The organism is Luteimonas sp. WGS1318, from assembly GCF_043187535.1.
In the GTDB taxonomy this organism is placed as follows: domain Bacteria; phylum Pseudomonadota; class Gammaproteobacteria; order Xanthomonadales; family Xanthomonadaceae; genus Luteimonas.
The window spans coordinates 768222-793960 of record NZ_CP171131.1 but is presented as its reverse complement, the minus strand read 5'-3'; the positions used below and the strand labels follow the sequence as shown (position 1 = coordinate 793960).

At 70.0% G+C, this 25739-nt stretch carries 19 protein-coding genes; 7 read left to right on the top strand and 12 right to left on the bottom strand.

The window, feature by feature from the left end; genetic code table 11:
• Positions 1-21: 21 nt before the first annotated feature.
• The 10 genes from ACF3M1_RS03520 to ACF3M1_RS03475 all read right to left on the bottom strand — a co-directional run bounded on the left by ACF3M1_RS03520 (position 22) and on the right by ACF3M1_RS03475 (position 16287).
• A complete protein-coding gene (locus ACF3M1_RS03520) occupies positions 22-273 on the bottom strand; it encodes a type B 50S ribosomal protein L31 (protein WP_394003982.1) in 252 nt (83 codons plus the stop codon).
• A gap of 72 nt (positions 274-345) precedes the next feature.
• On the bottom strand, positions 346-1284 hold the full coding sequence (locus tag ACF3M1_RS03515) for a nucleoside hydrolase (protein WP_394003980.1): 939 nt from the start codon (positions 1282-1284) through the stop codon (positions 346-348).
• 75 nt (positions 1285-1359) lie between these two features.
• Entirely contained in the window at positions 1360-8250 is a 6891-nt protein-coding gene (locus ACF3M1_RS03510; protein ID WP_394003978.1) for a YadA-like family protein, read from the bottom strand.
• Positions 8251-8414: 164 nt separating this feature from the next.
• On the bottom strand, positions 8415-9029 hold the full coding sequence (locus tag ACF3M1_RS03505) for a LuxR C-terminal-related transcriptional regulator (RefSeq protein ID WP_394005162.1): 615 nt from the start codon (positions 9027-9029) through the stop codon (positions 8415-8417).
• A gap of 296 nt (positions 9030-9325) precedes the next feature.
• The gene (gene recG, locus ACF3M1_RS03500) at positions 9326-11425 is read right to left on the bottom strand and encodes an ATP-dependent DNA helicase RecG (protein WP_394003976.1); all 2100 of its coding nucleotides are present in this window, start codon (positions 11423-11425) and stop codon (positions 9326-9328) included.
• Between the two features lie 19 nt (positions 11426-11444).
• Positions 11445-11828, bottom strand: coding sequence for a RidA family protein (locus ACF3M1_RS03495; protein ID WP_394003974.1), 384 nt, complete (start codon positions 11826-11828; stop codon positions 11445-11447).
• A gap of 99 nt (positions 11829-11927) precedes the next feature.
• Positions 11928-14096 (bottom strand): RelA/SpoT family protein, encoded by a 2169-nt coding sequence (locus ACF3M1_RS03490; RefSeq protein ID WP_394003972.1) that lies wholly within the window; start codon positions 14094-14096, stop codon positions 11928-11930.
• Between the two features lie 150 nt (positions 14097-14246).
• On the bottom strand, positions 14247-14549 hold the full coding sequence (gene rpoZ, locus ACF3M1_RS03485) for a DNA-directed RNA polymerase subunit omega (protein WP_096210490.1): 303 nt from the start codon (positions 14547-14549) through the stop codon (positions 14247-14249).
• A 140-nt stretch (positions 14550-14689) separates the two neighbouring features.
• Positions 14690-15307 carry a guanylate kinase gene (gene gmk / locus ACF3M1_RS03480; RefSeq protein ID WP_394003969.1) on the bottom strand — a complete coding sequence of 206 codons (618 nt, stop codon included), beginning with the start codon at positions 15305-15307 and terminating at the stop codon, positions 14690-14692.
• A 119-nt stretch (positions 15308-15426) separates the two neighbouring features.
• Positions 15427-16287, bottom strand: a complete 861-nt coding sequence (locus ACF3M1_RS03475; protein WP_394003967.1) for a YicC/YloC family endoribonuclease — start codon at positions 16285-16287, stop codon at positions 15427-15429.
• Positions 16288-16449: 162 nt separating this feature from the next.
• On the opposite strand from ACF3M1_RS03475, the gene rph reads away from it, so the two are divergent.
• The 7 genes from rph (at position 16450) to pepQ (ending at position 23523) form a co-directional block, all read left to right on the top strand.
• Positions 16450-17178 (top strand): ribonuclease PH, encoded by a 729-nt coding sequence (rph, locus tag ACF3M1_RS03470; protein WP_394003965.1) that lies wholly within the window; start codon positions 16450-16452, stop codon positions 17176-17178.
• Positions 17175-17567, top strand: a complete 393-nt coding sequence (locus ACF3M1_RS03465) for a VOC family protein (protein ID WP_394003963.1) — start codon at positions 17175-17177, stop codon at positions 17565-17567. Before rph ends, ACF3M1_RS03465 begins: the two co-directional genes overlap by 4 nt.
• Positions 17564-18169, top strand: a complete 606-nt coding sequence (gene rdgB, locus ACF3M1_RS03460; RefSeq protein ID WP_394003961.1) for an RdgB/HAM1 family non-canonical purine NTP pyrophosphatase — start codon at positions 17564-17566, stop codon at positions 18167-18169. The genes ACF3M1_RS03465 and rdgB overlap by 4 nt, the downstream gene beginning before the upstream one ends.
• 46 nt (positions 18170-18215) lie before the next feature.
• Positions 18216-19379, top strand: a complete 1164-nt coding sequence (hemW, locus tag ACF3M1_RS03455) for a radical SAM family heme chaperone HemW (protein WP_394005161.1) — start codon at positions 18216-18218, stop codon at positions 19377-19379.
• Positions 19380-19555: 176 nt separating this feature from the next.
• Positions 19556-21775, top strand: coding sequence for a DUF1631 family protein (locus ACF3M1_RS03450; protein WP_394003959.1), 2220 nt, complete (start codon positions 19556-19558; stop codon positions 21773-21775).
• Entirely contained in the window at positions 21772-22113 is a 342-nt protein-coding gene (locus tag ACF3M1_RS03445; RefSeq protein WP_394003957.1) for a PilZ domain-containing protein, read from the top strand. Before ACF3M1_RS03450 ends, ACF3M1_RS03445 begins: the two co-directional genes overlap by 4 nt.
• 63 nt (positions 22114-22176) lie before the next feature.
• Positions 22177-23523 carry a Xaa-Pro dipeptidase gene (pepQ, locus tag ACF3M1_RS03440; protein WP_394003955.1) on the top strand — a complete coding sequence of 449 codons (1347 nt, stop codon included), beginning with the start codon at positions 22177-22179 and terminating at the stop codon, positions 23521-23523.
• 207 nt (positions 23524-23730) lie between these two features.
• Here the strand turns inward: pepQ and ACF3M1_RS03435 are convergent, their stop codons facing one another.
• On the bottom strand, positions 23731-25059 hold the full coding sequence (locus tag ACF3M1_RS03435; protein WP_394003953.1) for an aminopeptidase P N-terminal domain-containing protein: 1329 nt from the start codon (positions 25057-25059) through the stop codon (positions 23731-23733).
• A gap of 2 nt (positions 25060-25061) precedes the next feature.
• A complete protein-coding gene (locus ACF3M1_RS03430) occupies positions 25062-25610 on the bottom strand; it encodes a UPF0149 family protein (RefSeq protein WP_394003951.1) in 549 nt (182 codons plus the stop codon).
• Between the last annotated feature and the right edge of the window lie 129 nt (positions 25611-25739).

Below are 25739 nucleotides of genomic sequence, written 5' to 3'. Positions count from 1 at the left end.
CCACAGACCAACGGTGCGCGATTACTTCGCGTAGCGCCGGCGGAACTTGTCGACGCGGCCGCTGGTATCCATGATCTTGTTCTGACCGGTGTAGAACGGATGCGTCGCGGACGACACTTCGATCTTGATCAGCGGATACTCGTTGCCGTCTTCCCACTGGATCTTTTCCTTCGCCGTCGCGGCGAGGGTCGAGCGGGTCAGGAACTTGAAGCCATCGGACGTGACGTCCTGGAAGACGACTTCACGGTAATCGGGGTGGATGTCGGCCTTCATGGCGGGCACCAAAGTTGCGCAAGGGAAGAGCGGCATTTTAGCCTGCGCCGAGCCCGCGCGCAAGCCGTGTGATCAACCGGCCTGCAGGGCCTCACGGACCAGCGCGTGGAAGCGCGCACGGTCGTAGCGCATGAGGATGGTGGCGTTGTCGGGCCGGCCGAGCTGCCGCTGCCAGTCGACGACCGTCGCGCCGCGGGCCGGGCCCTGGTCGATGACGACGTCGATGGGCCGGGCAATGGTCTCCTCGGCGCCGTCGGGCGCCAGCAACCAGGCCATCGCCAGCGCATCGGCCGAATGCCAGTCGTCACCCCGCCGGTCGGCGGACCATTCCCGGGTCTTGCGCGAGATGGCTTCGTAGAAGCGGGCCCGCTCGCCGCCTTCGCGCATCCAGCCCAGCACCATGTCATGCGGCAGGCCGTGGGCGACCGTGGCCTCCCAGTCCGACAGCTCGAACTGCGGGAACGCCTCGAACACGATCTTCGCCGCCTCGGGATCGAAGTAGACGTTGAACTCGGCCGACGGGGTGATGTTGCCGTGGCCGGTGACGGCGCCGGCCATCGTGACGAAGCGGGCGATCCGCGTCGGCAGCGACGGGTCGAGCTTCAGCGCGAGCGCGACGTTGGTCAGCGGGCCGAGGGCGATCAGCACCAGGCGCCCGGCGTGGACGTGCGACAGCCGCAGGATCGCCTGCGCCGCATGCTCACGCTCGGCCTTGTGGGCCGCCGGAACGTAGCCGATGTCGCCGAACCCGTCGTTGCCATGCACGTAGGCCGCGTCCGGCGCGGGATGCAGCAACGGCGAGGCACTGCCCGGAAACACCGGAATGTCGGCGCGGCCGACCACCTCGCAGAGCTTCAGGGCATTGGCCGTGGTGTGCGCCAGCCCGACGTTGCCGGCGGCGATGGTCAGGCCGACCACCGCATGCCGGGTATCGGCGAAGGCCAGCAGCAGCGCAAGGGCGTCGTCGACGCCCGGATCGGTATCGATGAGCAGCGGGATCGTATCGGTCATGCGCCATTATGGCGGCGCGGCCCGCCCTGTGCATCGAGGACCGGACGACGGCAGGCCCGTCGCCCGGTCCCGCGCTCACCACTGCAGACCCGCGCCCATCGTGATGCCGACATCGTTGCGGGTATTGGTCGTGCCGCTGAACTTGTAGACCCAGCGACCGCTGTCGGACACGGTGGTGATGCCGACCGCGACCCCGGCCTCCTGTTCGTAACCACTGACCGCGGCGGCGATCATGCTGCGCCCGGGCTGATAGGCCTGGGGCAGCCCGGCCACCGCCATTGCCGAAGCGACGCCCGCGCGATAACCGCGGTCGACGTCCCAGATGTCGGACTGCATCTGGCCGAGCCGCTGGTCGGTGTAGGCATTGGCCGACTGCGTGGCACGCTCGAGGCCGGCATTGAGCTGGCTCACATTGACCGCATCGGTCGCCGCCGTGCCGGCCGCGACGTTGGTGATCTGGCGCTCGCCTCCGACGGTGCCGACCGACACCGTGCTCACCCGATCCGCGACCGATCCCTGGCCGAGCGCCACGGCATTGCCGGCGCTGACGCTCGTCCCCTGCCCCACCGCGGTGCCTCCACCTGCGGCAACGGTCGCCCCCTCGCCGACGGCCACGGCATTCTCGGCGCCAGCCGCGATCGAGGCGTTCGCACCGAGCGCCGTGCCGTTGGCCGCCTGCGCGCGCGCATTGCCTCCGACCGCGGTCGCGCGATCGGCCGTGGCGGCGCTGTCGCTGCCGACGGCGACGGCCCGGTCGCCGTCCGAGGTCGCCGTTGCGCCGAGGGCGAGACCACGCGAGCCCTCGGTCACCGACGCATCGCCGCTGCCGTCGCGCGGGCCGTCGATGCCCACCAGACGGTCACTGCCGCCCCCACCCGGGGGCGGGTCCCCGATCAGGCTGCCGACCTCGTCCAGTCCATCGTTCAACGCGGCGAGCGCTTCGCCGATCGTCGAGTAGAACGCGCCCTGCACTAGGTAACGGGGCGCGACGAAGCTGCCGTCGACAGCCACGCCTGCACCGCCGCCCAGCAACTGGGCGATCGCCGAATGGGTGGAGAACAACTGCCCGCCGGTGATGGCTTCGCTGCTGCCGGACGCCAGCAGGCCGTCGGCGAGATTCGCGAGCACCGTGCCACCTGTGCCGGCGAACGTCAGCCGTGCGAAGTCCGGAGCACCGCCGACGTCGTCGTAACGCACCGCGAACACGCTGTCCGAATTGATCTCTGTGATCGCGCTGCGCATCTGCGCCATGTTCACCGCGTCGGTGTCGTCGCTGCCGGCGGCTACGCCGCTCAGGCGACGTGCGGCCCCGGCACTGTTGAAGAGACTCGCCTGCGTGCCCCCGGTCTGGCCGCCGATACTCAGCACCAGCGCATCGGGATCCTGCCGGACGAGACCCTCGGATCCTGCGATCAGGCCCGCGATCGCGGCGGTATTGGTCACGGTGCGCCCGTCGAGGTTCGCCACCGCGGCGCCCACCCCGCCGACGGCGATCGGAGTGCCGCTGCCGTCGTCGAGCACGTAGGTGGGGCCGGTGACCGCGCCGGTGGCCGGATCGATTGCGGCACCGCCGCCGAGCGCATCGACCAGCGGCGCCAGCTGCCCGACGTTGACCGCATCACCGCTGACAACGCCGGCGGCCACATTCTCCAGGCGCGTACCCGCCGGGCCGGCCAATACGATCCGCGACAGATCAGGCGCGCCCGTACCATCGTCCGCATAGCGCACCGCGAACGCGCCGATCGCCACGGCATCGCCGAGCGCGGTATCGACCGCCCCGAACGCGTCGCCGACATTGCGATACGTTGCTCCCGCGATCTGGTACGTCGGCGCATTGATCGCACCGGACGCATCCACGCTGGCACCTCCGCCCAGATGCGCGGCCGTGGTGCCGGCGACATCGAACAGCTGGCCGCCGTTGACCGCTTCGGTGCTGCCGGCGGCCACCGTGCCGGCCGCCAGATTGCCGATGACGGTACCGCCGGCACCGGCGAGGCTGATCCGCGTGAGCACGGGGTCGCCGGCACCGTCGGTGTCGTAGCGAACCGCCAGCGCGGCGAGCTCGTCGACGCCTTCACCCACCGAATCGAATGCCGCATCCATTGCCGTGAATGCCGCGCCGACGTTGTCGAAGGTGCCGCCGCGAACCGCGTACGACGGCGCCGTGACACTGCCATCGGCCGCCACCGCGGCGCCGCCGCCCAGATGCGCGGCCATCGAGGTTCCCGCCGCCGCCAGCTGGCCGAGGTTGACCGCGTCGTCCGTATCGACCGCATTCGCGACGCCGCTCACCCGACGCGCGTCGCCCGACAGGCTCGCGACGTTCACCTCGTCGCCCGCTGTCTGTCCACCGATCCGGATCACCAGCGATCCTGGATCCTGCTGCACGATGCCGGCCGTGCCCGCCAACAGGCCGTTGATTCCCTGCGTGTTGAGTTTGGTGCGGCTGTCGAGATTGACGACCGCCTCGCCGACGTTGACGGCGGTGACGTTGGTGCCGGTGTTGCTGCCGTCGTCGAGCACATAGGTGGGCGCCGTGACCGCACCGGTGACCGGATCGATGGCCGCGCCGCCGCCCAGCGAGGCGACCAGGGGGGTGAGCTGCCCGACGTTGACCGCCTCGTCGCTCGCGACGCCCGCAGCGACATTCGCCAGCGTCGTGGCGCCGGTCGCTCCATTGCCGAAGGTGATCCGCGCGAAGTTCGGCGCGCCCGTGCCGTCGTCGTCGTAACGCACCGCCGCCGCGCCGATCGCCACGGCATCACCCAGCGCGAGATTCACCGCGGCGAAGGCCGATCCGACGTCGCCATAGCTCGAGCCACCCACCGCGTACGCGGGCGCCGTCAGCGTGCCGTCGACTCCCACCGCCGCGCCGCCACCGAGGCGGGCGGCGACCGAGCCGGCCACGTCGAACACCTGACCACCGGTCACGGCTTCATTGCTGCCGGCGGCCACGGCGCCGGCCGCGACATTGGCGATCGTGGTGCCGCCCGCGCCCGCGAGCGTCAGCCGGGCCTGCGTGCCGTCGTCGTACTGCACGGCTGCGGTGTCGAGCGCGGCGACCTGGTTCTCCACCACGCGCAGCTGGCGCAGGTTCACCGCATCTGTGTCCTGATCGCCGTCGGCGACGTTGACCACCTGACGCTGCGCCGTGCTCGTGCCGACCGACACCGTGTTCGCACGGGTCGCCGTCGACGCGGTGCCGAGCGCGACACTGTTCTCACCACTGGCCACGGCGAACTGACCCAGCGCAACCGTATCGGTCTCCGTGGCGCGCGCGCCTTGCCCGACCGCAGTTGCACGCGTGGCACTGGCGACGGCATTCATGCCGACGGCCGTCGCCGCATTGTTCGCGGCGGCATTCCGTCCCAGCGCCAGGCTGTTGGACCCGGTGGCCTGCGCATTGGAGCCGAGCGCCGTCGCCTGTGGCCCACTGGCCACGGCGCCGCCGCCGACAGCCGCACTGTTCTGCGCGGTGGCACGGGCATTGACGCCGATCGCGACCATATCCACCCGGGTGTCGTCATCGGAGTCGCCGGCGACCGCGCCGGCACCGATCGCCACACTGCGCGCACCGAATGCCAGCGCCGATTCGCCGATGGCCACCGCGTCTTCGCGGAACGCCAGCGCCGGCGCACCGTCCGAGTTGACCCGGAAGTACTGGCTCGCGCCGCCCGCATCGAGCTGGGCGATCGCGGTCGCGTTGGCGACGATGCGACCATCCAGATTGACGAACGCATCGCCGACGTTGCCGTAGTCGACCGGCGCACCATTCGCGTCGCGCAGGGTGTAGGTCGGCGCGGCCACCACGCCGGTCACCGGGTCGATCGCCGCGCCGCCGCCGAGGGCATCGACGAGCGGGCTCAACTGGCCCACGTTGACGGCGTCGAGCGCGTTGACGCCCGCCGCGAGATTGCCGATCGCGGTTCCGGACGTGCCCCGCAGTGCGACGCGGCTGTAGTCCGGATCGCCATCGCCGTCCACGTTGTAGGTGACGGCGAGCACACCGGGGTCGACAGGATTACCGGGCGCGCCGACGATCTCGGCGAACGCGTTGTCGACGGCCGCGAACGCCGAGCCGACATTGAGGTAGGTCTGGCCGCGGATCGTGTAGGCGGGCGCTGCCAGCACGCCACCGGCACCGAACGCGGCGCCTCCGCCGAGATGGGTCGCGATTCCGGTCCCCAGCCCGTAGAGCTGGGCGCCGTTGACGGCCTGCAGACTGGCCGCGCCCAAGGCACCGGGCGCAACGCCGTCGAGCGTCCGTGACACGCCGTCGGCATTGCGGAAGTCCGCGAGTGTGCCACCGGTCTGCGCGCCCACGGTCAGTGCGGCCACCGGGCCGGCCTGACGCACCAGACCGGCCGTCCCCGCCACCAGACTGTTGACCGTCGTGGTGTTGCCCTGGACGCGACCATCCAGATTGCCCAGCGCACTGCCGACGTTGTCGAAGCTCACCGGTTGACCGCTGCCGGAATCGAGCGTGTAGGTCGGCGCCTCGAACGCGCCGGATGCAGGATCCAGGCCCGCGCCCCCGCCCAGGGCGGCGACCGCCGGCGCAAGCTGCGCCACATTCACCGCCTCGTCGGCGGCGATGCCCGCCGCCACGTTCGCAAGTGTCGTCGGCCCCAGGCTGCGATCCCCCAGCGTGACGCGGGCGAGATTCGGCGCACCGGCCCCGTCGTCGTCGTAGCGGACGGCGAACAGCCCGACGGCGGTCGCCTCCGCAAGCGCATCATCGACCGCGTCGAACGCGCCCCCGACGTTGGCGTACCCGACGCCGCCGATACTGTAGGTCGGCGCGGTGACCACGCCACCCGGGTCCACCGTGGCGCCACTTCCCAGATGCGCCGCCAGCGCACTGTTTGCGCCGAACAGCTGCGCACCATTGACGGCGTCCGTGCTGCCTGCCGTCACCGCACCGGCGGCCACTCCGGCCAGGGTGCGCGCCGTGCCGGCGTTGTTGGTGAAGTCCACGGCGCTGCCGGCGGTCTGCGCACCGGCGGTCAACGTCGCGCCCGGGGCCGCCTGGCGCACCAGTCCGGCGGTGCCGGCGAGCAGCGCGTCGACATTGGCGGTGTTGGTCGTGATGCTGGCTGTATTGGTGGTGGTGCGCAGGTCGAGGTTGGCCACTGCGGTGCCGACATCGGTCGCCGTCACCGCGCCGCCTTGCAGGCTGTAGGCCGGCGCCGTGATCGTGCCGTCGGCCGCGAGCGCCGCGCCGCCCCCCAGGCGTGTCGCCACGGTCGTACCGGTGTTGAACAACTGCCCGGTGCTGACCCCCTGCGTGCCGCCGGCCGAGAGCGTGCCAGCCGCGACGCCCGACAGGGTGCGGGCGTCACCGCTGGCGTTCGCGAAACTCACCGCTGCACCGCCCGTGGTGCCGGCCACGCTCACCGCGAGGGTGCCGGGGTCCTGCCGGACGAGACCCGCGGTGCCGGCCGCCAGGTTGGTGAGCGTGGTCGTGTTGCTCGTCGTCCGGCCATCGAGATTCGTCACCGCGGTGCCGACGTCGTTCGCGATGACCGTTGCGCCCTGCAGGGAATACGTCGGCGCCGTGACCGCGCCGCTCGCGGCGACCGCCGCGCCTCCGCCCAGCCCCGCCGCCACCGAGGTACTCACGCCGCTGAGCTGCGCCCCGTTGATGGCCTGCGTGCTGGCGGGCGTGACCGCACCCGGCGCCAGGTTCGCGATCGTGGTGCCGGTTGCGCCGCCGGCCAGCGTGATCGAGGTGCGCGCCGTGGTGTCGTAGCCCACCGCGAGTGCGTTCACGGCGTTGACCTGGGTGATCGCGCCCTGCAGTTGTTCGACGTTGACCGCATCGGTGGCATCCCGTCCCGCGGCCAGATGGGTGATCTGCCGGGTCGCGCCGGCTGCACCGACCGCGACCGAGCCGGCCAACGACCGCACCAGCGTCGTCCCGCCCGGCGTGTAGCTCGTCAGCGCGCCCCGGTCGGTCACCGAGCCGGCGCCGAGCGCGACGCTGTTGGCATGGGTCGACGACGCGCCCATGCCGAGGATGGTCTGTCGGTCGGCGTTGCCGCTGGCGCCATGGCCGATCACCACGGCATTGCCGAGCCGCGCGGCGTAGTTGCCGTCGGGTGCGCCGGTGCCGGTCCACGCCGCAGTGGGCAGCGTGTGGCTGGCATTGGTGCCGAGCACCACGGTGTTCGAACCGTTCGCCGCCGCGCCGTCGCCGATGATGATCTGGAAATCCTGCGCCGGCAGCGTCGACCAGGTGTAGGTACCCACCACGCCCGGAATACATGCGCCGACGACGCCACCGAGGCTGCAGGTCGCGTTGTTCAGCTGACTGCTGTACTGCGCGTTGGTGACGGTGAGATAGCTGCCCGATGTCGCGCGACCGATGATCGTGGTGTGGTCGGCGGGGCGGTTGCCGTTGAGATCGACGGCATTGGGCGCGACCACAAGATCCGCGCCGAACAGCGCTGCGCCGGTGAACGCGTAGCGGAAATTCGCACGCGAGATCGTCAGGCACTCGCCTCCCAGCAGAGTGCCGTCACCGAGCAGGCCGCAGCGCTGGTAGTTGCCGCCGACCAGGAACTGCTGGAGATAGTTGGTCAATCCCGGCAAGGCGCCGCCGGCGAGTCCGCCGGGATTGATCACGCCCATCGGGGCGACGCCGCCGCTCAGGGGGCTCGACGTCATCGAGGACGGGAACAGGCCGATGCCGAACGGCGATACCGACGCCACCGCGTTCGCCGCATATTCCTGCGCCTGGAGATAGCCCTCGACCAGATCGGCGATTGCGTCCGCATCGCGTTCCGTGTCTGCCGTCCTCGCCGACGCGTCGTGGGCGAATGCGAGGCCGACGCCGATCGCCGCGCATGCGGCCGCGACGCGTGACGCGTGCGCACGGGTCCATGCGACACCCTGCTTCAGCCGCGTCCATGCCACCGCGCACCTGTGTGCGTGCGCCTCGCGTCCACCCGAGATCCTGAGCATCGCCTGTCTCCCTTCCCATCTGAGTCTGCGGACGGGCGCGCGACACGCACCGGAGATCCGGGGCACCTCGGCACCTGTCCGACGAAACGGTCGCGACATGCCGGAGCGCGTCGCCATGGGATGTACAGAAGCAGCAGGCGGGAACGGGGGAAATCAGAAAGTTCTCAAACTGCATCGCGTATTCGGGTTTGTCCCGACGGCATCAAGCCGCTCTCGCGCGCGTAGAGATAGAGTTGCGCGTTGTTGCTCAGGCCGAGCTTGCGCATCGCGTCGCTCTTCTGCCGGCTGATGGTCTTCACGCTTCGCGACAGGCGCGCGGCGATTCCGCTGACGGTCAGCCCCTCCGCGAACAGGCGGATGACTTCCGTTTCCCTCGGCGAAATCCGCGGCGGCGGCGCGCTCCGTTCGCACAGTCCATCCAGCGCCATGCGCATCGCACGACAGAAATACAGCCGCCCGATGGCGACTTTGTGGATCGCGTTCAGCAACTCCTGCTTCGGCGAGGTCTTGTCGACCAGGCCACGGGCACCGGTCTCGATGATCGTGGACAACACGCTGGGATTGGCGATGTCGGTCAACACGATGATGCGCAGGCCAGGATGCACCCGCCTCAGGCGGGCGAGCATCGCGAAGCCGTCGCAGTCGCGCACGTCCGGGCCACGCATCGCGTAATCGGTCACCAGAATGTCGCCCGGCTTCGCATCACCCAGCAGGTCGAGCAGCGCCGGCACCGTGGTGGCCTCGCCAGCGACTGGAATCGACAGCGGCGCGCGGGCGATCTCGGCGCGGATGCCCGCGAGTACGAACGGTTGATCGTCAGCGATGAAGACCTACGGCATGTGGCCCATTGACCCCTCCATGGAATCGATCGACACCCGACCTACGCGGCCCACGGCGTCTAGGATGCGACGGCCCTATGCGATGTCATCCTGAATGCGAACCGACGTCGTGGCCGAAGCGCTTGCATATCAGACCGCGGTGTCGATGTCGCGTGACGCGGAGGTGAAAGCGGCGACGGACAGCGCAAGGTCGTTCCGCAAGGCGCGCAACAGCACTCCGATTGGGCTGCCGCGATTCAGGCGGCCGCGAAGCGCGACGCGCCTCCGATCCAGCGCTGCACGATCGCATCGGCGCGCGAGGGGTATGTGCGCGCCAGGGTTTCGCCCAGTTGCTGGATCACCGGCAGCAGATCCGCATCGCGGGTCAGATCGGCGAGCCGGAATTCGACGAGGCCGGTCTGTCGCGTGCCCAGCAACTCGCCGGGCCCGCGCAATTCGAGATCCTTCTCGGCGATGACGAAGCCGTCGGTGGTGGTGCGCATGGTGTCGAGCCGTTCGCGCGCGGTGCGCGACAGCGGCGCCTGGTAGAGCAGCACGCAGCTCGATGCCGCGCTGCCGCGTCCGACCCGTCCCCGCAGCTGATGCAGCTGCGCCAGGCCCAGACGCTCGGCGTTCTCGATCACCATCAACGACGCATTGGGCACGTCGACGCCGACTTCGATCACGGTCGTGGCCACCAGCAGATCGCTGTCGCCGCCGCCGAACGCGGCCATCGCCGCCTGTTTCTCGGCCGGGCGCATGCGGCCGTGCACGAGGCCGATCCGCAGCTCCGGCAGCGCGGCCGACAGGTGTTCGTGAGTGGTCTGCGCGGCCTGCGCGACGACCTCGTCGGAGTCGTCGATCAACGTGCACACCCAGTAGGCCTGGCGGCCTTCGGCGCAGGCCGCGCGGATGCGTTCGACCAGTTCGGCCCGGCGCTCGGCGCTGAGCACGACGGTGCGCACCGGCGTGCGTCCCGGCGGAAGTTCGTCGATCGCCGAGACATCCAGATCCGCGTACGCGGCCATCGCCAGCGTGCGCGGAATCGGGGTCGCGGTCATCACCAGCTGATGCGGCACGCTGTCGCCCTGGGCGCCCTTGTCACGCAGCGCGAGACGCTGGTGCACGCCGAAGCGATGCTGCTCGTCGACGATCGCCAGCCCGAGATCGTGGAACGTGACCGCCTGCTGCATCAGCGCATGCGTGCCGACGACCAGATGCGCGGCGCCGCTGGTGATGTCGGCCGAGACGGCCGCGCGCGCGCGGCCGGTGACCTTGCCCGCGAGCCACGCCACCCGCACGCCGAGCGGCGCCATCCATGCCGACAGGTTGCGCACGTGCTGTTCGGCAAGCAGTTCGGTCGGCGCCATCAACGCCGCCTGCTTGCCGCCGTCGATCGCGGCGAGTGCCGCGAGCGCCGCGACCACGGTCTTGCCACTGCCCACATCGCCCTGCACCAGGCGCAGCATCGGATGCGGCCGCGCGAGGTCCTGCACGATCTCGTGGTAGACGCGCTGCTGCGCCGCGGTGAGCGCGAACGGCAGCGACGACGCGAGCGACGCCGCCAGCGGCCCCGGCTGCAGCACCGGCGCACGGTACGACTGCAGCGCGATGCGCTGACGGCGCAGGCTGAGGTGGTGGGCGAGCATCTCCTCGAGCGCGAGCCGACGCTGCGCCGGATGCCGGCCATCGAGCAGCGCCGACAGATCGACGTCGACCGGCGGCCGGTGCACGGTCAACAGCGCCTCGCGCAACGATGGCAGCGCCAGTCCGGCCAGCAGGTCGGACGGCAGGAGTTCCAATGCACCGTCGTCCGGCAGGCGATCGAGCGCGCTGCCGATCATCCGGCGCAGCGCGACCGGGCCCACGCCGTCGATCGCCGGATACACCGGATCGAGCGCATCGCCGAGGATCGCGTCACCCGGCGCGTCGACCACCCGATAACTCGGATGCACGATCTCGAGCCCATGCTGGCCCGGACGCGGCGTGCCGTAGCAGCACAGCCGCGTGCCGACGGCGAACTGGGCCACCTGCGCTGCCCGGAAATGGAAGAAGCGCAGCACCAGCGAGGCGCCGGAGTCGTCCGAGATCGCGACCCGCAGCATCGGCCGTCGGCGGAAGCCGCGGTCCACCGCGTCGACCGTGCCTTCGACCTGCGCCGGCACGCCGCCGCGCAGCGCGCGGATCGGCACGATGCGCGTGCGGTCCTCGTATTGCCGAGGCAGGTGCAGCCAGAGATCGCCGACCGTGGCCAGGCCGCGCGCGGCGAGTTTCTCGGCCACCTTGGGGCCGACGCCGGGCAGCGTGGACACCGCCGCCGACCCGGCGACCGACAGCACGGGCGCCGTCCGGCTCACGGGATGCGTTCGCCCGCGATCAGCCGAGCACCATCACCGCGTCGACCTCGAAGCGTGCGCCCTTGGGCAGCGCGGGCACTTCGATGGTCGAGCGCGCGGGATACGGCGCGTCGAAGTACTCGGCCATCACCGCGTTGACCTGGCCGAATTCCGACAGGTCGGTGACATAGAGCCCGACGCGCACGATGTCGTCGAGCCCACCGCCCGCCGCCTCGGCCACCGCCTTGAGGTTGTCGAACGCGCGCCGGGCCTGGGCGGTGATGTCGCCGGTGACCAGTTCGCCGGTCGCGGGGTCGAGCGGAATCTGGCCGGAGAAATAGACGGTGCCGCCGGCGCGCACGGCCTGCGAATACGGACCGATCGCGGCAGGCGCGTCAGAAGTGCTGATGGGCGTGCGAGGCATGCGGACATCTCCAGGGAAATCGAGACGGCCATTCTAGCGGCGCCGCGTGCGCGGCGGCCCGGGCCGTTCCACCGCGACGCGACGACGCGCGCCGCAGCATCACATGCGCTGGACGCCGTGCACCACCGGCAGGCGCCGTGTCTTGCGGATCACGTCGGCCAGGTGCTTGCGGCCCTTGACCTCGATCGAGAAGCGGATCGCGGCGACGGTGCTGTCGCGCTCGAGATAGTCGACGCCGTCGATGTTGGAATGCGCGCGCGCGATCGCCGCCGCCACCTGCGCGAGTACGCCCGGGTGGTTCTCCACCTCAATGCGCAGCGCGACGTTGTAGTCGCCGACCACGTCGCGGTCCCAGTCGATGGTGACCCAACGCTCGGGCGATTTGCGGAACTCGGCGACGTTGGGGCAGTCCATGCGATGCACGACGATGCCGCGGCCGGTCGTGTGGTAGCCCATGATGTCGTCGCCCGGAATCGGCGTGCAGCAGTTGGCGAAGGTGATAACGCCGCGCTCGTCGCCGCGGATGCGGATCGTCTCGCCCGGACGCGCGGTTTGGCCCTTGGCCTGCGCGCCTTCCTGCGGCGCCAGCGCCAGCGCGACCTGCGCCGGCATCCAGTTGCCGAGCGCGATGTCGGCCATCAACGCTTCCAGGCGCGGATAGCGCGCTTCGGCGAGATACGCATCCAGCCGCGACTGCGGCAGGCGGTCGAGCGAGGTGCCGAGCAGCTCCAGCGCACGGTCGAGCATGCGATGACCGAGCTGCACGGCATCTTCGTGCTGAAGATGCTTGAGCTGCGCGCGGATCGCGGTGCGCGCTTTGCCGGTGACCACGAACTCCAGCCACTGCGGACGCGGCGCCGACGATTTCGCAGTGACGATCTCCACCCGCTGCCCGCTCGCCAGCACCGTGCGCAGCGGCACGAGTTTGCCGTCGACGCGCGCGGCCACCGCCTGATTGCCGACGTCGGTGTGCACCGCGTACGCGAAGTCGAGTGCGGTGGAGTTGCGCGGCAGCGACATGATGTCGCCCTTGGGCGTGAACAGGTAGACCTCGTCCGGGAACAGGTCGACCTTGACGTTCTCCAGGAATTCCAGCGACGAGCCTGTCGCGCGTTGCGATTCGAGCAGGCCGGCGATCCACGAGTGCGCGCGCGACTGCGCGCTGTTCGGACCGTCGCCGCCGTGCTTGTAGGCCCAGTGCGCGGCGATGCCGCGTTCGGCGATCAGGTCCATTTCCTCGGTGCGTATCTGCACCTCGATCGGCGCGCCGTAGGGGCCGAACAGCACCGTGTGCAGCGACTGGTAACCGTTGGCCTTGGGAATCGCGATGAAGTCGCGAAAACGGCCGTCCAGCGGCTTGAACACCGAATGCGCGATACCGAGCGCGTGATAACAGTCGGCCGCGGTGCCGACGATGATGCGGTAGCCGAAGACATCCATCACCTGGGTGAAGGTCTTCCCCTCGTTCTGCATCTTGTTGTAGATGCTCCAGGGCGATTTCACCCGGCCGACCAGCCGGTACTGCAGGCCCGCGCTGGTCAGGCGCTGCGCCAGCTGGGCTTCGATGCTCGCCAGCGCCTCGCGGCGCACCAGTGGCTGGTTGCCGATGCGCTTCTCGAGCACGGTGTGGCGGATCGGGTGCAGCGCATGGAAGCCGAGATCCTGCAGTTCGGCCTTGATCTTGTTCATGCCCAGGCGCTGGGCGATCGGTGCGTAGACCTCGAGCGTCTCGCGCGCGATGCGCTCGCGCGCCGGCCCCGGCTGGGCGCCCAGCGTGCGCATGTTGTGCAGGCGGTCGGCGAGCTTGATCAGGATCACGCGCAGGTCGCGCGCCATCGCCAGCATCATTTTGCGGAAGCTCTCCGCATCGGCTTCCTGGCGGCTGTTGAAATTGAGCTTGTCGAGCTTGGTGACGCCCTCGACGAGCTCGGCCACGGCCTCGCCGAACGTCGCGGCGAGTGCGTCGCGGGTGAGCGGCGTGTCCTCGATGGTGTCGTGCAGGATCGCGGCGACCAGCGTCTCGACGTCGACCCGCTGCTCGGCGAGCACACCCGCAACCGCGACCGGATGCGTGATGTAGGGCTCGCCGGATTTACGGGTCTGGCCTTCGTGGGCGGCCGCGCCCACCGCCCAGGCGCGGCGCAGGCGGGCGCGTTGATCGGCGGGCAGATAGAGCGTGCTGCGCTCGAACTCGCGCACGTAGGCCGGCAGCGCCTCGTCACCGGGCACGTCGGGCTCCAGGAGGCTGGCAGGAGGCGCTGGCGTCATCCTCGAAGCCTACGGGCATGCTCGACATTTGGGAACCACGTCGCACTGCGGTCGGTACGGCCAGCCCGTCCCGGAAACGCAACGGCCCCGCACGAAGCGGGGCCGCTGGACACGTGCACGGGCGACGGATGCACCGCCGCGCGGACGGGCTTAGAGGTCGTCGCCCTTGGCCATGTCCTCGTCGGCGACGACTTCGGCCGCGGCCCACTCGAGGGCTTCGCGTTCCTTGCGCTCGCGCTCGGACTTGTCGACAGCGTCGATGAACGGCTGGTCGATGCGGCGCGCGGCGATCTCACGCAGCGCCAGCACCGTCGGCTTGTCGTCGTTCTCGCTGTTGTCGAGCTGGGACTCGACGCCATTCGCCAGCTGGCGCGCGCGCTTGGCGGCCATCATGACCAGCTCGAAGCGGTTGTCGACGACTTCCAGGCAATCTTCTACGGTGATGCGGGCCATACGGGCTCCCGGCGACCGGCACGGCCGCGCGAATCAGGAAAAGGGGTCGGGCATGGTACGGCCGCACCGCGGCGTACGCAAGCGCCGTCCCGGAAAATCAATCACTTGCCCAACCCGAACCGGGCCCGACCGCCCGACGCTCAGGCGCCGGACAGCAGCCGGGCGATCAGCGCGGCGTGGCGCGTGGCCTGCCGGTCCCGACGCAGGCGACTGGCGCGGAAGATCGCGCACATGTCGGCCACGGCGACGTCGAAGTCCTCGTTGACCACGACGAAATCGAACTCCTCGTAATGCGACATCTCCTCCTGCGCCGCGGCGAGGCGCTGGGCCATGACCGCCTCGCTGTCCTGGCCGCGCTTGCGCATGCGCTGGTCGAGCGCCTCGCGCGACGGCGGCAGGATGAAGACGCTGACCGCGTCCGGCACCTGGGCACGGACCTGACGCGCGCCCTGCCAGTCGATCTCCAGCAGCACGTCCTTGCCGGCCGCCAGTTGCGGCTCGACCGACTGCCGCGCCGTGCCCTTCCAGTCGCCGTGCACCAGGGCGTACTCGAAGAAGTCGCCGGCATCGATCATCTGCTGGAACACGTCCTTGCCGACGAAATGGTAATGCTCGGCATGGCGCTCGCCCGGACGCGCCAGGCGCGAAGTGAACGAGATCGACAGGGCGATGTCCGGATCGTTCGCCAGACAGGCATTGACGATGCTGGATTTCCCGGCGCCCGACGGCGCAGCGACGATGAACAGCGTGCCGCGCATCGGTGGGGGATTCGGAATTGGGGATTCGGGATTGGACACGCGGATTCCCGTCCGTCGGTCTGAAGGGCGGCTATCGTACTTGCTTTCGGCGAGGCCAATTTCCGGCTGGGGGATGCCGGCTACTCGATGTTCTGAACCTGCTCGCGGATCTGGTCGATCAGCACCTTCAGTTCGATGGCGGCCTGCGAACTGCGCCGGTCGACCGATTTCGAGCCCAGCGTATTGGCTTCGCGGTTGAACTCCTGCAGCAGGAAATCGAGGCGGCGCCCCACCGGCTCGCGCTGGGCCAGTACGCGGCGGATCTCGACGACATGGCTGTCGAGACGGTCGAGCTCCTCGTCCACGTCGAGCTTCTGCAGCCACAGCACCAGTTCCTGCTCCATGCGGCCCGGGTCGACCGGGTGCGGCAGATCGGCGAGCCGCGCCTGCAACTTGGCGCGCTGTCCCTCTCCGATCTGCGGCATCAGCGTGCGCACCTCGGCGGCGATCGCGGCGATGCCGTCGACCCGCTCGAGGATCGCCGCGACCAGCTTGCCGCCCTCGCGCTCACGCGCGGCGACGAAGTCGTCGAGCACGGTATCGAGCAGGGCCAGCACCTCGACCTGGAGCGCGGCGGGATCGACCCCGCGCGACTGCATCACGCCCGGAAACTGCAGCAGTTCGGTCAGGCTCGCCCGCAGTTCCGGAAACCCCGAGCGCAGCTCCTGCGCCAGGCCCTGGAGCTGCGCGAGCAGCACACGGTTGAGCTGCAGTTCGCCGCCGCCTTCGGCGCTGCGCAGGCGCAGGCCCAGCTCGACCTTGCCGCGTGCCACGGCGGCGGAGACACGTTCGCGCAGCGCCGGCTCCAGGCCACGCAGTTCCTCGGGCATGCGCGTGCCGAGCTCGAGGAAGCGGTGGTTCACCGCGCGCAGCTCGCAGCTCAGCGTGCCCCACTCGGTGCTGCGCTCGCCGGAGGCGAAGGCGGTCATGCTGCGGATCATGCGGTCGGCCGGTGCGGAAAATGGCGGACGAGTATGCCTGAGGGCCGGGATTGGGGATTCGGGATTGGGGATTCGGAAGAGCGGCGCGGCAGGCAGGCGGACGGCTGACCGGGCCCAGGGCCGGCCGCTGCTAAACTTCTGCGCCGTCTTCCGGCCCATTCCATGTCCGAGTTCTCCCGTCCCAGCGGCCGCGCGCCCGCCGATCTTCGCGCCGTCCGTTTCGAGCGCGGCTTCACCCGCCATGCCGAGGGCTCGGTACTGGTGAGCTTCGGCGACACCCGCGTGTTGTGCACGGCCAGTGTCGAGAACCGCGTGCCGGGCTTCCTGCGCGGCAAGGGCGAGGGCTGGGTGACGGCCGAGTACGGCATGCTGCCGCGCGCCACCAACACCCGCAACGACCGCGAAGCGTCCCGCGGCAAGCAGGGCGGCCGCACGCTGGAAATCCAGCGCCTGATCGGCCGCAGCCTGCGTGCCTGCGTGGACCGCAAGGCGCTCGGCGAACGCACGATCACGCTGGACTGCGACGTGCTGCAGGCCGACGGCGGCACCCGCACCGCCGCGATCACCGGCGCGTATGTCGCCCTGGTCGACGCGATCGGCGTGCTACGCGCGAAGCGCGAGATCACGCGCGACCCGGTGCACGGCGCGATCGCAGCGGTGTCGGTCGGCATCTATCGCGGCGTGCCGGTGCTGGATCTCGACTACGCCGAGGACAGCGACTGCGACACCGACATGAATGTCGTGATGAACGATGGCGGCGGCTTCATCGAAGTCCAGGGCACCGCCGAAGGCCACGCATTCCGCCGCGCCGAGATGGACACGATGATGCAGCTGGCCGAAACCGGCGTCGCCCAGCTCGTCGCCCTGCAGCGCGAGGCGCTTGCGGGATGAAGCGGCGCATCGCGCTGACCACGTTGCTCGTCGCCGACTACGATGCGGCGATCGACTGGTACACGCGCGCACTGGGGTTCCGGGTGTTCGAGGATCGTCCGCTCGGCGGTGGCAAGCGCTGGGTCCGGATCGGTCCCGGCACTGCAGACGAGGCGTCGCTGCTGCTGGCCCAGCCTGCCGACGATGCGCAGCGCGCGCGTATCGGCGACCAGACCGGCGGCCGGGTCGACCACTTTCTCTATACCGACGATTTCAAGCGCGACCACGCGGCGATGACGAACGCCGGCGTGACGTTTCTCGAAGCGCCACGCGTCGAGCCTTACGGCACCGTCGCGGTCTTCGTCGATCTGTACGGCACGAAGTGGGATCTGCTGGAGCCGGCTGCATGAAGACGCTCGTCCTGGCCAGCGGCAACGCCGGCAAGCTCATCGAACTGCGCGCGATGCTGGCCGATCTGCCGCTGACGATCGTGCCGCAGCGCGAGCTGGGCGTGGACGAGGTGCCCGAGACCGGCACCACCTTCGTCGAGAACGCTTTGATCAAGGCGCGGCATGCGTCAGCGGTCACCGGTCTCCCGGCACTCGCCGACGACTCGGGCCTGATCGTCGATGCGCTCGACGGCGCGCCCGGGCTCTACAGCGCGCGCTACGCCGGCAGCCCGACCGACGATGCCGCCAACAACGCCAAACTGCTGCAGGCACTCGACGGCCTGCCCGTGGCGCAACGCAGCGCACGCTTTTATGCGGTGATCGTGCTGCTGCGCCACGCCGACGACCCGCAGCCGCTGATCGCCGAAGGCAGCTGGGAAGGTCGCATTCTCGACGCGCCGCGCGGCCACAACGGTTTCGGCTACAACCCGGTCTTCCTCGATCCTGCGCATGGTCTGACTGCGGCGGAAATGCCGCCGGAACAGAAGAACCGCATCAGCCACCGCGCGCTGGCGCTGCAGGCGCTGCGCGACCGGCTGACGCACGCCGGCCTGCTTGCCTGATCGATCGCCGCGTGCACTTGCGCACGCCGCCCGCCGCCCTGACCTTCTGTCGATGCTGATCCCGCCGCCCCTGTCGCTGTACGTGCACCTGCCCTGGTGCGTGCGCAAGTGCCCGTACTGCGATTTCAATTCGCACGAGTTCAAGGGCGGCACACCGCCGTTCGACGCGTACGTCGATGCGCTGCTGGCCGATCTCGACCAGGACCTGCCGCTGGTCTGGGGTCGCACGGTGCACAGCGTGTTCTTCGGCGGCGGCACGCCGAGCCTGTTTCCGGCCGATGCGATCGAACGCCTGCTGCAGGGCGCGTCCTCGCGGCTGCGCTTCGCGCCCCAGGCCGAGATCACGCTGGAGACCAACCCCGGCACCGCCGAGCACGGCCGCTTCGAGGATTACCGGCGCGCCGGCGTGAACCGGATCAGCTTCGGCATCCAGACCTTCGACGACGCCACGCTGAAGACGCTGGGCCGCATCCACGACAGCGCGCAGGCCGTGGCAGCTATCGACCTGGCTCGCAACGCCGGCTTCGACAATTTCAATCTCGACCTGATGTACGCCCTGCCCGACCAGACGCTGGCGATGGCGGAAGACGACGTGAGGCGCGCGATCGCCCTCGCGCCGACGCACATCTCGCATTACCAGCTCACGCTGGAACCCAACACGGTGTTCGCCGCGCGCCCGCCGACCGGCATCCCCGACGACGATATTGCCTGGGACATGCAGGAGCACTGCCAGGCGCTGCTCGCCGATGCCGGCTATGCGCAGTACGAAGTGTCCGCATACGCACGCGCAGGCCGGCAATGCGCGCACAACCTCAACTACTGGCGCTTCGGCGACTACCTCGGCATCGGCGCCGGCGCGCACGGCAAGCTGACGCTGGGCAGCGAGCAGACGATCCTGCGCCGCTGGAAGCACAAGCATCCCGTCGCCTGGCTGGCGGCCGCCGGCACGCCGGCGGCGATCGGCGGCGACGAACGCATCGCACCGGACCGCCGCCCGTTCGAATACATGCTCAACGCGCTGCGTCTGGTCGAGGGCTTCACCCCGGCCGCCTTCGAGGCATGTACCGGTCTGGCCTACGCCGTGATCGCGGCGCGTATCGACACCGCCGTGGCCGCAGGCTGGTTGACCGTCGATGCCGGCCGGATCGTTCCGACCGCACTCGGACGCCGGTTCACCAACGACATCGTGAGCCTGTTCCTCGACGACTGAGGCGTCCGTCCCCGGGCTGCGCGGGGCGCGCGCCGACCGGCGCGCACGCAAACACTGGTCGCGGCTGCTGCGGCGTGATAAGAGTGTGACGAGCGCCCCATCCTGCGACAGGTATGTCCGTCCATCCCACCATGTGCCCGCCCCGATCGCTAGCCGCTTCCGGGCTCCCACCGCGTGTGCGCAGAACGCTGGAACGCGCGCTGTCCATGGTGTCGGAGGAACTCGACCATTCTTTGAACGCTCTGCTCACCGAGTTCGAGCAGGAACTGTTCCGGCTGGCCGACCAGGCGCGCAATCCCGGCGTCGGCGCGCATCACATGGGCACGCTACGCAGCTTCCGAGTCAACCGGGCCGATCTGGTACCGCGCTTCCTGCTGGCGCTGGAATCGTCGCTGGCCGCGATCCGCACGCCGGCAGCGCCCGCGACGCGGACGCCGAGCAGCGACACGACACCCACCGCAGGCTTCGGCACCCTCAGCCTCGTCGAAGACGCGGTGATGGATGAGGACACGGTGCTGCGGGAGATCGCCAGCCGCCAGGAAGGCCGCGCGAACCTGTCGCTGCATCTGCTCGGCCAGCGCTTCGGCGTGCTCGCAGGGGCACCGGCCTTCGATACCGAACGCCTGCCGCTGGGGCCGCAATGCCTGTGCCGCGCGCTCGAAACCGCCGCCAAGGCGCTCGAGATCGAGCACGATGCGCGCCTGCTGCTCTACCGCATCTTCGACCGCGAGGTCATGGCCGGCTATGCGGGTGTGCTCGAGCGACTGGACGCCCAGTTCGCCGAGGCCGGCATCCTGCCGGCACTGACATTCGTGCCGATGCGCGTGCGCGCCACCGCAGCCGATGACACACCCGCCGCGCCCGAGCGCGCGGCGCCCCAGCCGACACCGCGCGCGCAGGCCGCGACGGATGCACAGCGCCCCTACACCGCATGGGCGGCGACCGCGCCGACGACGAGCGAACCCGACGACGACGACCACGAGGCCGCCTACCGCACGCTGCAGCAGCTGATGTCGGGGCGTCGCGAGCTGTTGCGCAAGTTCCGCCCCGGTGGCGAGGCGCGCGCGCAGCGCCAGGAGTTGCAGACCGGTGATGTCTCGCAGGCGCTGCGACGCCTGCAGGCACAGCCGCTGGCGCCCGGCAAGGCGTCACGCAACCTCGCCGAGGTCCGGCGCTCGCTGCTGGCCCAAGCGCGCCAGCGCGACGGCGAAGCCGCGACGCTCGCGCCGCAGGACGAGGACGCCTTCGAACTGCTGGGCATGCTGTACAGCCACATCGAGGACGAGATCCGTAGCGAGGCGCCGGCGGCGGCGCTGGTGCGCGAACTGCAGATCCCGCTGCTGCGCGCCGCGCTGCAGGACCATTCGTTCTTCACCCGCAAGCGCCACCCGGCCCGGCAACTGCTCAACACGGTCGCCGAAAGCGCGGCCAGCTGGCACGAGGACACGGCCTTCGATCCGCGCGTGCAGGCCGTGCTGCGCCAGGCGGTGGCGCATGTGGTGCGCAACTTCGAGAGCGACGTCGGTGTGTTCGCCGAAGGCAATGCCCAGGTCGAGGCGCAGATCCAGGCGCAGTCGCGCACGGCGGAACTGCAGGAACGTCGCCACGTCGAGGCGGCGCGCGGCAAGGAACGCCTGGAAGCGGCCAAGCTGCGTGCGGGCCTGCTGATGCGCGAGATCGTCGGCGACCAGCGGCTGCCGCGCTTTTCGCGCGCACTGCTCGACCAGGCCTGGTCGGACGTGCTCACGCTCACGCTGCTGCGCCACGGTGAACGCTCCGATGCGTTCCGCCAGCAGATCGAGGCCACGCATCGCATCGTCGACGCGGCCCTGCAGACCGACGTGCCCGCCGATCCCGCGCTGCAGGCACACGTCGAAGCCGCGCTCGGCCAGGTGGGCTACCACGGCGACGAAGCCGCCGTCATCGCGCAGCGCCTCACCAGCCACCGCGCCGAGGACGAGAACGATGCGGCGTCGCGCACCGAGCTGGCATTGAAGCTCAAGGCGCGTGCGCGGCTGGGCGAGGATGCCGACCGCGCACGTCGCCCGGTGCCACCGCCGCGTACGCCGGAGGAACAGGCGCAGTACGACCACCTGCGCACGCTGCCGTTCGGCACCTGGATGGAATTCACCACCAACCAGCAGGGGGATGTCGTGCGCCGTCGCATGTCGTGGTTCAGCCCGATCACCGACCACGTGCTGTTCGTCAACCAGCGCGGCCAGCGCACCGGCGAGCAGTCGCTCGACGCCGTCGCGCGCCTGATGGCCTCGGGCAATGCGCGCGTCATCACCGAAGACCGCGGCCACCTGGTCGACCGCGCCTGGCAGGCTGCGATGAGCGCCTTGCGCAGCTTCGCCGGCCGCGGCGAAGGCCATCCGTCGGGAGCGCCCGCATGATCCAGGAATTCCGCCGCGCCCGCCGTCGCAAGGCGTCCGACGTCATTCTGGTCACCGATGCGATGACCGATCGCGTGATCGGCCGCGTCGGCAACCTGTCGGAAACCGGCATGCTGCTGATCGCCACCGAGCCGCTGCTCGACGACGCGCTGTACCAGTTCAGCTTCCAGCTGCCCGATGGTTCCGAGCCGGTCGAACTCGGCGCGCACCTGCTGTGGCTCGACGATGCCACGCTGGCCGGCAGCACGTGGGCGGGGTTCCGTTTCATCGCGACGACGCCGGCGCTGGTCTACCGCTTGCACGGCTGGGTCAACGCCCCGGGCAGCCGTTACGAATGACCCCGGCGTCGGCCGGGGCCGATGCGGCAGAATAGGCCGATCCATGAGCCAACCGGGATCGCGATGTCCACCTCTGCTCCGTCGACTGCCACCCTTTACGCCGATCACCTGGCCACGCTGACCGAACGCGCGGCCGCTGCGCTCGCGCGCGGTGGCTTCGATCATCTGGTGATTCCGAGCGGCACCCTGCACTACCACGTCTTCGACGACCGCGATTACCCGTACGGGGTGAATCCGCAGTTCAAGGCCTGGCTGCCGCTGACCCGCACACCCGGCAGCTGGCTGGTGATCACGCCGGGCGCGCGGCCGAAGCTGGTGTACCTGCAGCCACGCGACTACTGGCACGTCGTGCCGGACGCACCGGCGGGCGTGTGGGTCGAGCATTTCGACATCGTGGTGATCCGCAAGCCCGAGGAGGCCCAGCAGCACCTGCCGAAGAACGCAGCGCGCTGCGCGATCCTCGGCGAGGCGCAGAGCGCGCTCGGCCACTACGGCGCGTACAAGCCGAACAACCCGCAGGCCGTCGTCGACTATCTCGACTACCACCGCGCGTTCAAGACGCCGTACGAAATCGCGATGCTGCGCCGGGCCTCGGCACGCGCGGTGCGCGCACATGCCGCGGCCGAGCGCGCGTTCCGCGCCGGCGCCAGCGAATTCGGCATCCATCTGGCGTACTGCCAGGCGGCCGGGCAGGATGCGAACGAGCTGCCGTACAACAACATCGTGGCGCTCAATACGCACGCGGCGGTGCTGCACTACACCGAGCGCGACCGCCTGGCGCCGGATCCGCTGCGCAGCTTCCTCATCGATGCCGGCGCCAGCCATGCGGGCTACGCCGCCGACGTCACCCGGACCTACGCCTACGACACGGACAGCGAGTTCCAGGCGATGATCGATGCGGTCGACACCGCGCAGCGCGCGATGTGCGACCAGGTGCGCGCCGGCGTCGACTACGCGCGACTCCATCTCGATGCGCATCTCGCGCTGGCCGGCGTGCTGCGCGAGTTCGGCGTGCTGAAGGTGTCGCCCGAGCAGGCGCTCGAGACCGGCGTCAGCGCCGCATTCTTCCCGCACGGCCTCGGTCACGGCATCGGCCTGCAGGTACACGATGTCGGTGGATTCGCCGCCTCCGATGCCGGCGGCACGATCGCCAAGCCCGACGGACACCCCTATCTCCGCCTGACGCGCACGCTCGAGCCCGGCATGGTGGTGACCATCGAGCCGGGGCTGTATGTCATCGACATGCTGCTCGAGGACCTCAAGGCCGACGGCAAGGGCGACGCGGTCGACTGGGCGCGCGTCGAGGCGTTCCGCCCATACGGCGGCATCCGGATCGAGGACGACGTGGTGTGCACCGATGGTGCGCCGGTCAATCTGACGCGCGACGCCTGGGCGGACCTCGCCGACTGACACGCGGGTGCGCGTGCATCTCGGCGCGTCCTGCATCACGCGGGCGCGCCCCTGATCCGGCACCGCGCCGGCGTCGGCTCATCCCGCGCCGGGCACCGGCGTGTTTCGGTGCGAAAGCGCACTCGGCACCGCCCAGGACGCATCACTGACGGTCGTCATCTGCGGCGGCGCGTTGCCGCCCGGGCATGCGCGCCGCGCTGGAGGCCGTCAGCGTGCGTCGGCCATGAAGGCCTCGATCTCGTCCGCGGTCCGCGCGAGTCCCGTCGTCAGCACCTCGTGGCCGGTCTTCGTGACCAGCACGTCGTCCTCGGTCCGGATGCCGATGCCGCGCCACTTCGCATCGACACTGGTGTCGTCGGCGGACACGTACAGGCCGGGCTCGATCGTGAACACCATGCCCGGCTCGAGCAGGCGCGATTCGCCTTCGATGCGGTAGTCGCCGACGTCGTGCACGTCCAGACCGATCCAGTGGCCGGTCTTGTGCCGGTAATAGCGCTTGTAGCTGCCATCGGCGATGCGCGCCTCCAGCTTGCCTTTGAGCAGCCCGAGGCGCAGCAGACCTTCGGTCAACGCCTCGACGGCGGCGATGTGACCGGCCTCGTAGGCCACACCCGGCCGCGCCTGGGCCAGCGCCGCCTGCTGCGCCGATTCGACCACCGCGTGCAGCGCACGCTGCGCGGGCGAGAAGCGACCGTTGACCGGGAAGGTCCGGGTGATGTCGGCGGCATAGCCGCGGTATTCGGCGCCGGCGTCGATCAGCACCAGGTCGCCGTCACGGGCCATGGCGTCGTTCGCGCGGTAATGCAGCACGCAGGCATTCGCGCCCGCGCCGACGATGCTCTCGTAGGCCGGCACCGCATCGTGGCGCCGGAACACGTATTCGAGTTCGGCCTGCAGCGCGTATTCGTGGATGCCGGGGCGCGCGGCGCGCATCGCCGCCGCATGTGCTTCGACGCTGATCTTCGCCGCGCGACGCATCAGCTTGAGTTCGTCGGCGGTCTTGAACAGCCGCATCTCGTCGAGCAGGTGACCGAGCTCAAGGAATTCGTGCGGCGGCTGCGCGCCGAGGCGCACCTGCGCACGCACCCGGTTGAGCCAGCCGATCAGCTGCAGGTCGAATTCGGTATCGCGGCCGAAGTGGTAATAGACACGCGTGCGGCCTTCGAGCAGGCCGGGCAGGATCTCGTCGAGATCGTCGATCGGATAGGCATCGTCCATGCCCAGGGTCTCGACCGCGCCTTCCGGCCCCACGCGCGGCCCGTCCCAGCCTTCGCGCTCGGGATCGCGCTCGCGGCAGAACATCAGCGCTTCGCCATGCTTGCGACCCGGCACCAGGACCAGCACCGCGCTGGGCTCGGCGAAGCCGGTCAGATACCAGAGGTCGGAATCCGGCCGGTACGGGTAATGGGTATCGCGACTGCGGTTGCGCTCGGGCGCGGCGGGCAGCACCAGGATCGCGTCGTTGCCGGCCAGCCGCATCAGCTGGCGCCGCCGCTTCTGGTAGGCCGTCGCGGACATGCCGGTGGACGTCGCCATGGTCAGTTCAACCGGTTCCGGTGGCGCGTCGCGAGCGCCGCATCGCCGTGCAGCAACAACACCGCGACGCGTACGAACTCCTCGATCTCGGTCAATGCGTCTTCCTCGCCCTCGTCGCCCTCGCTGTCGGCATCGGCCTGGGCCGCCGCCAGACGTGCGAGATCGGCCAGGGCTTCGTCGCCCTCGGCCGAGAGCTTGGGCGCGCCGGCCGACAGGCCGAACCCGCCGAGGAAGCCGCGACACCATTCGAACAGGGCCTCGCTGCGCGTCGCCAGCGACGCATCGCTGCCGGGCAGAAGCAAGGTGAACCCGAAGCTGCGATCCTCGAGCTGCGCCGCGCTGGCCAGGCGCAGGCGGTCCAGTGCGCCGCCCGCTGCCGGCGCCGGCAGCGCCTCGTCGGCCAGCACCGGCGCCAGCCAGTCGACGCGATCCGCGCCGCCGCCCGCCAGCCATCCGCACAATCCGCCGTGCAGTTCGCTGGCACCGACCGCCAGGCTCAAGTGGCGGATTTCAGCATCGACCTCGGCAGGGCTGGGCAGGGACTCGGACATGAACACTCACACGGACGACGGACGGTTCGCGATTGTATCAATCGCCCGGAAATCGCCCGACGAAAGCGCTTGTTGACGCATCGACCGCATGACTACACTCGCGGAGCCGTTTTCCGGCACGGGGTTACC